The organism is Bacteroidales bacterium, from assembly GCA_013141385.1.
Classification (GTDB): domain Bacteria; phylum Bacteroidota; class Bacteroidia; order Bacteroidales; family Tenuifilaceae; genus UBA8529.
Map to the genome: position 1 here is coordinate 1 of JABFRB010000009.1, position 12,343 is coordinate 12,343.

The following is a 12,343-nucleotide window of genomic DNA, read 5'->3' on the forward strand; positions in this document are numbered from 1 at the left end:
CTGTCCGACAAATTTTATTTCCTTATTTTTGTCCATGTTGTTGTTTATTTCGCAAAAACAAACTTACAACATGGGGTGAAACCTTTGGGGAGTAACCCCTTAATTATTTTTTAGTCGTTCAGTAGTGAATCTATATAATTAAAAACAGAAATCTTTAAACAGAACCCTGATGATTTTTAAAATAAAATACTAAATTTGAAACAAACTAAAAACTAGGTTTTCATAAACAATCTAGTAAAATTTGATATCTTAACTAAACAAACAATGATTATGAAAAAGAAAATTGGCTTTTTTTTATTGTTTTTGATGTTGCATTATGTGAACTCTTTTGCACAGGATGAATGGAAACCTCAAACCCATTTTACAGGGTATATAAATTCAATTGTTGAATATTCAGACCATTCTAGTGTAAGTGTAATAGGTGTGCCAACAGTAAAACATAGAGGTATTGGATTAGCACAAGCGGGTTTTTTGGCTACTTATAAGCCTTTGGAAAAACTCGAGATTAAATCAACTCTAGTATATAGCCCATGGGTGAGAAGTATGCACGATGTTGTAGTAGAAACATTTGGACAATATGCTTTTAATCAGGGTTTTAAACTTGGTGCAGGAAAATTTCTTACCCCATTAAGCCCTTCAAACTTATATTATTATGCCCCACTAAACCCAAGTGGTGTACTTCCTATGGTTGTTTCTCACCATATGTTTTTTCCCCAAAGCATTAGTGGAATTCAAATTGCAGGTTCCTTTGGTGAAAATCTAAGGATGAACTACAATGCCACTTATGGTAATTATTATATTACGGATCATCTCGAGGGTGGAATTATTGGCATTCAGGGTCAAGAAGAAATTGCTCAGTATGCAGGGCATTATGAAGTGTATGAAGGAAATATACCTAAATCATACTTAGGTGGATCTGGAAGATTATCTTTCGATTTTAAAGAGATAGGAACCTTGGGATTAAACATATTTGAAGGTACAGAATCGAACTTGGTGATATTAGATGCAGCCACAGGTAACGTATCAAGCCTTGAAGAGGCTAAACAAAGATCACTAGGGGTTGATTTGCATCTTAATATCCAAAAATTCAAGTTAAATGCTGAATATTGGAATGCCGATTTAAAAACCACAGAAAGTACTCCAATTTATTCTCTAACATACAAAGGATACTATGCTGAGTTAACCTATGATGGTGGAGCTTTTAAGCCTTGGGTGAGATATGAATATATTGAGGATGCAAAAGCACTTTTTACGGATGGTTCTCTAGTTGATTTGCCAATGACTACATATTCGGGTGGTATAGCCTATCGTCCTTTCTACGAAACTATTTTTAAGTTGGAATATAGAAGAATTTTGGTTGAGGATCACCAAAAAACCCCTTTACCCAATTTTAAAGACTACAATTATTACTTGTTTTCATTTGTATTTTCATTTTAAAAAAAAAGACTATGCGAAAATATATTTTTTTATTAATGATATTGGCTATAGGAATTACAGCTAATGCCCAAGGCTATAAAGTAATTGTAAACCAATCCAATTCAACTAGTACCCTAAGTGAGGATGAGATTTCAAAGCTCTTCTTAAAAAAGAATACAAAATGGGCTGATGGAAAAACTGTTGATCCGATTGATCAGGTAGCTAGTTCGGGGGTAAGAAAAATATTTACTGATGGAGTGCATAAAAAATCGGTAAGTGCTATTAAGAGTTATTGGCAGCAAGCCATTTTTGCAGGAATCGGCACACCACCCTTAGAAAAATCAGATGACGAGGAGGTTATAAAATATGTCAGCCAAAATGCAGGAGCTATAGGGTATGTTTCTGCCGGTGCTAATATATCTGGCGTAAAAGAACTTAAAGTATCAAGATAATGTTAATTTTATCTAACAATAAACTAATAGGCTGTTTGTCAGTATGATTATAGTATTGCTATGTCTTTTAAACATGGTATTTTCTTTTGGTTTTCAGTATTGTTGAACATTGTTGCTATGTTACTTAAAGTCCCACAATATTTAACTAGCATTATATTGAAATTCTTAATATTTAACGTATATCTAATTAATCTTAAATAGATAAAAATGATTGAAAATTTAAAAATTAGGCAGAAATTGATGCTGTTCCCAGTGTTATTTATTTTGCTAATAATAGCTGTTTTTTTCATTTTTCAAACTTCAAATTCCAACTCAAAATTATTGCTGAATAACATTCAAAATGGCTACATGCCGTATTTGGAAACAGCAAATAAACTAAATTATGAGCTAATTAATTTGCAACGTGAATTTCAAGATGCTGTATCATCAACTGATAATGAAAAATTATTGGCTACCAAAGAAAAATATAATGCAATATTAAACATGCTTACCAGCGCAAAAAGCAATATAATAGGACGCGATGGAGCGATTAGCAAAATTGAAATTCAGATTAAAGATTATTACAATCTTGCGTATAATACTTCTAGTTCTATGATTCGAGGTGAAATCACCGAAGAGCTTAGTAAAAGTATTAGCAAAATGGTTGAGGATTTTAATGCAGTTAAAAATGCATTAAATGAACTCGAATTGTCTAGTAAAAAGGAGAATGATAATGCATTTACTTCAACAGGTGAGAATTTTAAAAGTTCTTTCAGGAATATTATTTCCTTGCTAGTAATCAGCTTAACTATTTTTTTGATAATATCATTTCTAATCACTAAGTCACTAAGTCAATCTATTCAATATATTAGTAAGCGACTTATTCATCTTTCCGAAGGAAAATTATATTTTGACGAAGAATCAACTTTTAAAATAAGACGTGATGAGATTGGAGAAATGGTTTTGGTCACAAATCAATTAATTGATAAGCTAAGATCTGTTTTGGCTGATGTGCAGGTTGGTATTGAGGCCATGAATAATTCCAGTATTGAAACAAGCGAAACATCTGAAAAGTTGTCCGAAAGTGCAAACGAACAAGCGTCATCTGTTGAAGAAATAGCTTCAACGGTAGAGCAAATTTCTGCTAATATTTCACAGAATAGTGAAAATGCGCAAATTACTGGAAAAATATCCGAAGAGGCCAGTAAGGGAATAAAATTAGTGTCAAATCAATCGCTAAAGGTAGTAGACGCAAATAAGGCAATTCTAGACAAAATTGGAATTATCAACGATATCGCATTTCAAACTAATATACTTGCTTTAAATGCAGCAGTTGAAGCCGCTAGAGCGGGTGAGCATGGCAGAGGGTTTGCCGTAGTTGCTAGTGAAGTTCGAAAATTGGCTGAAAAAAGCAGAACTGCAGCTGAGGAAATTGTAAATCTAAGTAAAGAAAGCTTTAGATTATCATCCGAAGCGGGGAGAATTATGATGGAAACGATTCCTGTTGTTGAGAAAACAACCTCGCTTGTTCAAGAGATTGTTGCGGCAAGTATTGAACAAAACAATGGAACAAATCAGGTCAATAATGCTATACAGCAACTTAATAGTTTGACGCAACAAAATGCCGCAGCATCCGAAGAGTTATCTTCAAATGCATCACAGTTGGATTTACAGGCGAAAAGTTTAAAAGAGTTAATCTTATTTTTTAAATTTCGCAGGGAATGAAATAATAATGTTCGTTCTTAGAGTTGAGATTATTATTCGAGTAAATTTCTTTTAAAAAGTTCTAGCTTTGCTAGAACTTTTTAAATTAGAATTAACCCTAATTGAATACACATTTCACATTTTAAAATTATGGGAAATATCCTGCTAGATTCTAACGTTTACGCCTATCTTATACTTCCTTTGCTAATTTTCTTTGCTCGAATATGCGATGTGACAATTGGTACAATAAGAATAGTATTTGTATCGAAGGGACATAAGCGAGTAGCTCCCATTTTGGGATTTTTTGAGGTGTTTATTTGGATTATAGCCATAAGCCAGATTATGAGTAATTTGAATAATTTCATTTGCTATTTTGCCTATGCTGCTGGGTTTGCCACAGGCAATTACGTTGGTTTGCTTGTTGAAGAGAGAATAGCAGTTGGAAATCTGATGATTAGAGTTATAACAAGTAAAGATGGTGACGTACTTGCTAAAATTCTTAATTCACATGGCTTTGGAGCTACAATTGTTGATGCAGAGGGTAGTAGCGGGAAGGTGAATATTATCTACTCTTTGGTTCATCGAACTAATATTACTTCGGCATTAAAACTAATAAAAGATTTTAATTCCGAAATATTCTACTCAATAGAGGATATAAGAGATGTAAATTCTGGAATTTTCCCAGAGAAAATGCCTTTAAATTTCAGATTTTGGCGGGTGGGGAAGTAATTAATCTCTTATAAAATTAGGTAGATTAAAAGGAATTTCAATTGAGAGTTCAACTAATCCAGCTACTTTACCTTCTTTAAACCAAGGTGCTTGGTATATTATCTTCTTAATTCCTGCTTTTTCAATTGTGTAAACATTTGTTTCCCCTTTATCCATTAACTTTGTAATAGTTTCTTGTGATTTAGGAGAATGACAGTTATTCAGGCTTTTACCAACCAAATCAAGCCCACCCCATTTTTCAAAGGTTTTACCTGATTTTTCGTTCATGTAGATAATGGTACCATTAATATTGCTAACCGTTATTGCACAGTTAATAGTTTTAGCCCAAGCCAGTATATCATCCATTGGAGTCATTTTTAAAGTACAAAAGTAGTATAATAATGATATTGATAATTTTTAAAAGTCAATGAAAATCGAATATTTAGAATCTTTTTAGGGGGAAAAAAAGGATGTTTCGAATTTTTGAGACACTCCTTTGTGTGCTAGGCATGGCACTGAACTAAGGCGAGTAAGTCTCCGATACATCGTATTTGACCGGAAATATTAAAGATGGACAAGGGTGTTTCCCGTGAGGAGAAATCAGAAGGAAGTCCTTAGCAAAATCGAAGTTCTGACGTACAAAAACCAGATACAAAGCCTTAAGTTATTTGGTCAACCGAGCGATAGCTTGAGAAAAACCTATAGTTAAACGGTAAAACAAGGCAGATCAGGCAGGATGCGAAGAAAGTACAGCGTCTTACCTCAGGAGATCTTACAGTCTGTTGCAAGAGCGACTATCTGTTTGGCGACAAACAGAGAATAAACAGTAAGAAGTCAGTAGAGGTCATAGTATCCGACAAGCCGTTGGAGAAGGACTGAATCGTTAAACGTAAGGGACAGACAAGAGGTTCTCTTGTATCAACAGAATGACAGCTGGACAAACTGATTATAATGAGCCTTAACAATGGAATTTTCTTCATTGTTAAAACCGTTTAAGGAAACCGCGGTGTGTTAGAGTACGCAGGATGGTGTGAGAGGACGAGGGAGTAATCCTCATACTTATTCGATTTTGTACTCTACCTGAGAAGTTTTCCAAATATTCAATTCTCAGAGGCTTAAAAAAACTTTTGAGACAGCTTCCGAACTTCTGTTAGTTTTTAGTAATAACTACTTTTCAAGGAGTACTAATCTTCGTTTGTTATCTTCTCAATTTATTCTGAACTATTCTCACAAATATATCATTATTTAGGAGTAACCTTGAATAAAAGGAATAGATATGAAATCAATAAAACGTTTGCTCTAGGAGTAAAGAGGTTCGTTTATTATAGTGGGTTCTGCCCCACTTTTTTCTTTTTGTCACAATAAAAGGTCAGTTCATATTATTGACTATAACAGGATTCAATTTTGCAACTTTCTTCCCCTGAAGTATATCTATACTAATTTTAGTGTCAATGGGTAATACATTTCTTTGAAACAAAAGGATAATCATTGATCCACCATAAGCAAAATGTCCCATTAATTCTCCTTTTTTTACGACACTACCATTGTCTTCCGAAATGTCTTTAAATTTTGGTTCGAAATTAATGGAGCTGACATCATCTAAACCTACTGTAATCATTGCAACATACCCGTAGCTTATTGTTTTGAAAATATAATATCCACGTCGGTAAACCTCGAAAACAGAAAAGTCAGAATTGTATCCCAAGTTTTTATTTTTAAAAAAATCAGGAAAATTTGGATTGCCAAAATAGTTACCCAATACATTTTCTCTTGATTCTACAACAATTCCGCTTAAAGGAGCATGCCAGTGATGATAATTGTTAGGCATCAAGACAAAAGACAAAGCGGAACCATCAATAAACATTGAATGAAATATGGAATTATCTAGAAGTTGTTTAATGGATAGTTTTTGTCGTACCTTAGTAGTTATACAGTCGTATTCTGACAATTTGTTTTCAACTTTATTGAGACGAGAGTCGCTCGGCGAAACCAGAATGGAAAGATCATGCGGTTCATCAATAGGCCTTAATCCTGATTTAATTTTTCTAGTAAAAAGTTCATTGAAAGATTTAAAACCACCTTCAGGAATAATATAATCATTCCAACTGGGGTCTATTTTCCAATCATCTATTGTCCACAAAGATTGAGGACTGTCCATGAATTTTTTTCGCCAATCTAAAAAGTACTTTGTCCATTCGTATCCAGGGGATTGTGTAACAATTCGAATGGCTGGTTCATTATTATAGTAAAACTCATAAAAAGGCTCAATAAATGCGAATAACCCGTCCTCTGTAGTGGGGGCAAACAAACTCCATTTATAAAAGAACATAAATAAAGAATCAAAATTCGCTCGATTACTTAGTTTCCAATAGTTGTTATTTGGCCTATGGGTATAATCGGCAGGCATATTTTGTAGATTCTTAAATGCTTCATCAATATCATTTCTAAATTGTAGGTTAGACTTGTAAAGTTCTTTCAGTTTGATTACTGGTGAAGTACTTAATTTCTCCAGAGTTACCGGCGAAGAGTTTAATATTTCCTGAGTTTCCTGTGCTAAAAGTGTCATAACTTGTTAATATTTAATATATTATTTGTTAAAATCTAGTTCATTAGTATGTTTCAAACATAGAGTTTTATTTTTAAAATCATCGGGACTTTTTTTAAAGTTTTCTAGTTTTAAATCAAATCACTTTTCAATTGCTTTAAAAGATGTTTTTTAACATGTAGTTCTTTTCTTAGTCCGCTGTGGTTTTTTATGACATATATGCATCGGAAAAATGGTAAATTCATATCTATTTCTTCTATATTATAGTATATTTCTTTCAAGATAGGCCCATTTTTGTTGGCAACTCCTTGGGTTTATCTTCTCAACCATATAGCTTGTTTTTGGCGTGTTGGGTTTTGTGAGCCTATGTTGTTTTCTTTGCAAAGGTCATCAAGCTTTGAAGGCTTCCGACGAAATTCCTCTTTTGTGTGCTGGTCGTAGCACAATATTGAGGGGAGTGAATCCCCGATACACCTAATTTAACTGGAAATACTAGTGACGGACAAGAATACTCCCTATGAGGAGGAATCAAAAGGAAGCCCTACGCAAAATCACAGTTCTGTCGTACAGAAACCAGATACAAGGCCTAGCAGGATACGAAGAAAGTACTGCGTATTACCTCGAGAGATCTTACAGACCGATTGCTAGAGCGATTATCTGTTTGGTGACAGAGAATAGGCAAGAGAAGTCAACTGAGGTTATAGTATCCAATAAGCCCGTTGGAGCAGCCAAGAAAAGTATTCCTATCACCTATTGATAAGGTGGCATGGAACTAAATTAGATAGGTGTCTCCTGATTATAACGAACCTTAACATGTAATTTTATCATTGTTTAAACCGTTTAAGGAAATCGCTGTATAAGAGAGTAGGTACGATGGTGTAAAAGGTAGGGGGGTAATCCCCCTACCTGCTCTATTTTATTTATAAAATGATTATTCGAATAATTTAAATGCTTCTTTTATTTTGCTGATAGCATCCTTAAGTTGAGCCTCATTAATTACAAGAGGGGGAGCAAAGCGAATAATATTACCATGAGTAGGTTTTGCAAGAAGACCTTTCTCTGCCATTGCTAAGCAAACATCCCAAGCAGTTTTACCATTTTTGTTGCGAATAACAACAGCATTAAGCAAACCTTTTCCACGTACTAATTCAATCATATCGCTTTTAATATTCCTGATTTCATCGCGGAAAATTTTGCCCATCTTCTCAGCATTTTCAACTAACTTTTCATTTTTAATAACATCTAACGCCGCAATGGCTACACGACAAGCAATTGGATTTCCACCAAAAGTTGAACCATGCTCACCAGGTTTAATGCAAAGCATAATATCATTATCTGCAAGTACTGCAGAAACGGGAAATACTCCACCTGAAATAGCTTTACCTAGTATAATAATATCAGGGCGAACACCTTCGTGATCGCATGCAAGCATTTTACCTGTACGAGCAATACCAGTTTGAACCTCATCAGCAATGAAGAGAACATTATTCTTTTTACAAAGGTCAAATGCTTTTTTAAGATATCCTTCATCTGGAACAAATACCCCAGCCTCACCTTGAATAGGTTCAACTAGAAAACCAGCAACGTTAGGATCTTTAAGCTCTTTTTCGAGAGCAGCTAAATCGTTATATGGAATTTTTATAAAACCTGGAGTGAAAGGGCCAAAACCACCATAAGAATCTGGATCGGTTGACATTGAAACCACTGTAATTGTGCGGCCATGGAAGTTGTTTTCACAAACAATAATTTTCGCTTGATCTTCTTTAACACCTTTTTTCATATAGGCCCATTTACGGCAAAGTTTTAAAGCAGTTTCATCTGCTTCAGCACCAGTATTCATTGGTAAAACCTTATCGTAACCAAAGTATTTCGTAATATACTCTTCGTATTCACCTAAAACATCATTATAAAAAGCTCTTGAAGTTAAGGTAAGCGTTTGAGCCTGATCGCAAAGAGCCTTAACAATCTTTGGATGGCAATGCCCTTGGTTAACAGCCGAATATGCGGATAAAAAATCGTAGTAACGTTTCCCATCTACACCATATAGAAATATACCTTCACCTTTTTCAAGAACTACAGGAAGTGGATGATAGTTGTGTGCACCGAATTTATCTTCCCTATCCATGTACTCTTTTGATGTCATTTTGCTCATAATATTTAAGTTTTAAATTGATATTCAATGTTTAAGTGAATCCTAAATTTGTATTTATAGCCCTACAAGGTTAAGGCTAGTTTTCCAAATTTCAAATATTTGCGTAATCACTAGCGGTATGTTAAGAAACATGTTTTTTAAACTTAACCAGTATTCATGAGTATTGTGAAGGGTGTATATCAAAAAAAAGGGACTCTTAAAGTCCCTTTACTTTTTTAAGTCCCATCAAATTTATAATCCAGTGTGGTAAAGATCGTTCTGGATCACGTTTATTTAAATTCAAACAAATACCCAATGATTTCAATAGCGGAAGTCTATGTGCTTCAACGAATTCTATTAAAGTTCCATCTGGATCCTCAATATAAGTAAAATGACCTGCTGCTTCACCCATATCAAAGCTTCCCTTGTCGTTATGCTTAATATTTGAATTTACAGTAAATGGGAAACCAAGGTCATTGCATTCTTTTTCAAGGCCATCCATGTTTTTGATATCAAAACAAAGATGAATAAACCCTAAATCACCCCAAAGACGATCTTTAAAGATTTTATTCGGAGTCCTATCCAATGCTTGAACTAACTCAATTTGTGTATCACCGAAAAGAGCGCTAAATGCTCCTTTACGTGGTTTTGAATGGGCTAGAAGAATTCTGCGAAATGTACCAGTTCCTCCAGGAAGTCCATTTAAATCATTAAAATTTCCAGTTAAATCGGATAAAACCTTATCGTAGCCTAAGAGTTTTGTGTAAATCTTTAATGAATTATCAATGTTACTAACACCAACTATTGCACCAGAAACTCCTCCTGTAGGTTTACCATTATTTTTAAACCATGATGTGCTTTCGTATATTTCAAATGTATTGTTAAAGGGATCTTTTACAAAAAAATGATTAATCCCAGCAGGATTTTTTTGAGGTCTAGTAAGTGGTTCAACACCCTTACTTGTGAAGGAGTTGTATGCAACATTTATATCACGGCACTTGAATTTAATGGCATAAATTCCATAATCTCCTATTTGAACATTAAAAGAAGGAGCTAGTGGAGTTCTACCTTTGTATTGCCAAATCTCTAATCCACCTCCTCCTTGAAGGTTTACAGTCAAAACTGCATGTCTTTCACGTGGTTGCCCTCCTGTATAAGGAAGCATAAGTTCTGCCACAGTACTATCTTCAAAAATTCTAATGTCAGTACCAAGAAATTCCTTATACCATTTCCATACTTCGTAAACATTGGTAACTCCAATGCCAATTTGTTGTATTCCGCAAATAATTTTCTCCATGTGTGCTTTTTTATATTAAATAGATTAATAACAAGTTAGAACTTAAAGTGAGCTAAAGTATAGAGTGCTTAAAGTAAAGGAGAGACCAAAACTCTAGGCATTTTAGGCACTCCAAATTCAAGGCAATATCTATGTTGATTTAATTTTTCCAATGATTTTAAAAAACAGCCTTGGAAAGAAACGTCTTAAGTGAAACATAATAATCTCTTTTCCCCCTATAAGAACTTCTGCGCGACCTTTTTTAATTGCTTTTATATAGTGTTTTGCACATTCTTCGGTAGACATTCCATTACTTTGTGCAGGATCCATTATTCCATGAGGCCTTCCATCCTTTTCGATTGCATTAACTGAAATGCTTGTGTTAATTGAACCGGGGTAGGCAACCGTTACAGAAATACCATGCACCTTAAGTTCCATTCGTAGAGTTTCAAAGTATCCTTGAATAGCGTGTTTTGCTGCTGAGTAGGATGAGCGAAGATGAAAACCAAATTTTCCGGATAAGCTACTTGTTGCGGCAATATAACCTTCTTTTTGCTCAATCATTGAAGGAATAAAAGCCTTGGTTAGAATTATATAAGAGAAAAAATCAATTTCCATGATTTTTCTATCAATCTCAATTGGGGTTTCAATGGCTAATGATCTCTGGCTAATACCTCCATTATTAATTAGTAGGTGGATAGGACCATATTTAGAAAGTATTTCAGTAGCGGCTGCACTAACTTCTGAGGGGTTTAGTAAATCAAAACAGATTGATTCGCAAAAGGGAGTATGCTTTAAGCACTCATTTTTTACAATATCTAGATTTTCTAAATTTTTATCGGCAATAAGAAGTTTAGCACCTTCCTTAGCAAGTTGTAATGATATTGCTTTACCAATTCCAGAAGAAGCTCCTGTAATTAAAACTAATTTATTTTTAAAAGTAATCATAGATTTTTTTTAGGTTAGCAAATATCATAAAAAAATATTAGTCGCCATAATTAGGAGTAATTGATTATTAATTATTATTGATCATAAAACACTTTTTATTTTAGGATGCTTTTTTACAGATAGTATATTAGTCAAGAGAACTTGAATCAAATTCTATAGTTTTGGGCAAACAGGACTAATTCATGTTTGGTATTATTTTTACTTTGACAGATTAGATTTTTATTTGATTTTTGACTTTGTCGAGCTCGTTTCACTTCGATTCTGCTTTTTTACCCCTTGCCCTAAAGGGAGAAAGCAGAAAAATCAACCTACACCCTTTAGAGGCAGGGGTAAATTAGGTTGATTTTTTGTGTATTTTTCGAATCTGTCAAAGTAGAATTATTAACAATTTAATAATGGGATCTTAATATTAACTTAATTATCAAATCATTGTTTAATGTGTAATTTTGTATATTAGACGAATGTTTCTTTCTTAAATCAAATAATGCACCATGGATGCCAAAAAGTATGATTTACTGTTAGTGGATGATGAACTAGATGTCCTAGAGTTTATAGGCTATAATTTACGAAAGGAAGGCTTCAATGTTCACACGGCAAATAATGGTAAGGATGCTATTAAAATCGCTCAGGATGTTCACCCTCAATTAATTTTACTTGATGTTATGATGCCTGAGATGGATGGAATTGAAACATGCGAGGAGATTAGAAAGATACCTGCCTTAAAAAACACATTAGTGGCTTTTCTTACCGCTAGGGGAGAGGATTACAGCCAAATTGCTGGTTTTGAAGCTGGTGGTGATGATTATGTTACAAAACCAATAAAACCTAAAGTATTAGTAAGTAGAATTAAAGCATTGCTTAAAAGGATTAATACGAACGAAATAGAGATAACCCCTCCAATTGAAAATGCAAAAAAGAATTTAGTAATAGATAAAGAGCGATTTATAATTATCAATAATGGCACTGAAATAGTGTTACCCAAAAAAGAATTTGAACTCTTAACTTTGCTCCATAGCCGCCCTCAAAAAGTATTTACACGAGATGAAATTTTTTCAATAATATGGGGAGATGATATTATTGTTGGGGATAGAACAATTGATGTTCATATCCGAAAACTTCGCGAAAAGATAGGAGATAGTCACATAGTTACTATTAAAGGTGTAGGATATAAGTATATTGAATAA

At 33.9% G+C, this 12,343-nt stretch carries 11 protein-coding genes; 6 read left to right on the plus strand and 5 right to left on the minus strand.

Annotated features, from left to right (window positions below):
- Nucleotides 1-270: 270 nt before the first annotated feature.
- From HOO91_05110 to HOO91_05125, 4 genes are all read left to right on the plus strand, one after another.
- The gene (locus tag HOO91_05110) at nt 271-1,437 is read left to right on the plus strand and encodes a hypothetical protein (protein NOU16920.1); all 1,167 of its coding nucleotides are present in this window, start codon (nt 271-273) and stop codon (nt 1,435-1,437) included.
- Nucleotides 1,438-1,448: 11 nt separating this feature from the next.
- Nucleotides 1,449-1,868: a phosphate ABC transporter substrate-binding protein gene (locus tag HOO91_05115; protein NOU16921.1), complete on the plus strand. Its 420-nt coding sequence runs from the start codon at nt 1,449-1,451 to the stop codon at nt 1,866-1,868.
- Between the two features lie 207 nt (nt 1,869-2,075).
- Nucleotides 2,076-3,572 carry a hypothetical protein gene (locus HOO91_05120; protein NOU16922.1) on the plus strand — a complete coding sequence of 499 codons (1,497 nt, stop codon included), beginning with the start codon at nt 2,076-2,078 and terminating at the stop codon, nt 3,570-3,572.
- A gap of 129 nt (nt 3,573-3,701) precedes the next feature.
- A complete protein-coding gene (locus tag HOO91_05125) occupies nt 3,702-4,280 on the plus strand; it encodes a DUF2179 domain-containing protein (GenBank protein ID NOU16923.1) in 579 nt (192 codons plus the stop codon).
- Here HOO91_05125 and HOO91_05130 read toward each other — a convergent pair whose 3' ends face one another.
- Nucleotides 4,281-4,616 (minus strand): PAS sensor protein, encoded by a 336-nt coding sequence (locus tag HOO91_05130; GenBank protein NOU16924.1) that lies wholly within the window; start codon nt 4,614-4,616, stop codon nt 4,281-4,283. It abuts the gene before it with no gap.
- A 1,012-nt stretch (nt 4,617-5,628) separates the two neighbouring features.
- Nucleotides 5,629-6,825 (minus strand): phosphatidylserine decarboxylase, encoded by a 1,197-nt coding sequence (locus HOO91_05135; GenBank protein NOU16925.1) that lies wholly within the window; start codon nt 6,823-6,825, stop codon nt 5,629-5,631.
- Between the two features lie 496 nt (nt 6,826-7,321).
- Here HOO91_05135 and HOO91_05140 point away from each other — a divergent pair, with 496 nt between their 5' ends.
- On the plus strand, nt 7,322-7,561 hold the full coding sequence (locus HOO91_05140) for a hypothetical protein (protein ID NOU16926.1): 240 nt from the start codon (nt 7,322-7,324) through the stop codon (nt 7,559-7,561).
- 174 nt (nt 7,562-7,735) lie between these two features.
- Here the strand turns inward: HOO91_05140 and rocD are convergent, their stop codons facing one another.
- From rocD to HOO91_05155, 3 genes are all read right to left on the minus strand, one after another.
- Nucleotides 7,736-8,947 (minus strand): ornithine--oxo-acid transaminase, encoded by a 1,212-nt coding sequence (gene rocD, locus HOO91_05145; protein ID NOU16927.1) that lies wholly within the window; start codon nt 8,945-8,947, stop codon nt 7,736-7,738.
- A gap of 205 nt (nt 8,948-9,152) precedes the next feature.
- A complete protein-coding gene (locus HOO91_05150) occupies nt 9,153-10,232 on the minus strand; it encodes a VOC family protein (protein ID NOU16928.1) in 1,080 nt (359 codons plus the stop codon).
- 129 nt (nt 10,233-10,361) lie between these two features.
- A complete protein-coding gene (locus HOO91_05155; GenBank protein ID NOU16929.1) occupies nt 10,362-11,159 on the minus strand; it encodes an SDR family NAD(P)-dependent oxidoreductase in 798 nt (265 codons plus the stop codon).
- Nucleotides 11,160-11,650: 491 nt separating this feature from the next.
- Here HOO91_05155 and HOO91_05160 point away from each other — a divergent pair, with 491 nt between their 5' ends.
- Nucleotides 11,651-12,343: a response regulator transcription factor gene (locus HOO91_05160; GenBank protein NOU16930.1), complete on the plus strand. Its 693-nt coding sequence runs from the start codon at nt 11,651-11,653 to the stop codon at nt 12,341-12,343.

Excerpts from the sequence above, each read along its gene's own strand:
- HOO91_05110 (NOU16920.1), top strand. The coding sequence starts at position 271 with ATGAAAAAGAAAATTGGCTTTTTTTTATTGTTTTTGATGTTGCATTAT.
- HOO91_05115 (NOU16921.1), top strand. The coding sequence starts at position 1,449 with ATGCGAAAATATATTTTTTTATTAATGATATTGGCTATAGGAATTACA.
- HOO91_05120 (NOU16922.1), top strand. The coding sequence starts at position 2,076 with ATGATTGAAAATTTAAAAATTAGGCAGAAATTGATGCTGTTCCCAGTG.
- HOO91_05125 (NOU16923.1), top strand. The coding sequence starts at position 3,702 with ATGGGAAATATCCTGCTAGATTCTAACGTTTACGCCTATCTTATACTT.
- HOO91_05135 (NOU16925.1), bottom strand. The coding sequence starts at position 6,825 with ATGACACTTTTAGCACAGGAAACTCAGGAAATATTAAACTCTTCGCCG.
- HOO91_05140 (NOU16926.1), top strand. The coding sequence starts at position 7,322 with ATGAGGAGGAATCAAAAGGAAGCCCTACGCAAAATCACAGTTCTGTCG.
- rocD (NOU16927.1), bottom strand. The coding sequence starts at position 8,947 with ATGACATCAAAAGAGTACATGGATAGGGAAGATAAATTCGGTGCACAC.
- HOO91_05150 (NOU16928.1), bottom strand. The coding sequence starts at position 10,232 with ATGGAGAAAATTATTTGCGGAATACAACAAATTGGCATTGGAGTTACC.
- HOO91_05155 (NOU16929.1), bottom strand. The coding sequence starts at position 11,159 with ATGATTACTTTTAAAAATAAATTAGTTTTAATTACAGGAGCTTCTTCT.
- HOO91_05160 (NOU16930.1), top strand. The coding sequence starts at position 11,651 with ATGGATGCCAAAAAGTATGATTTACTGTTAGTGGATGATGAACTAGAT.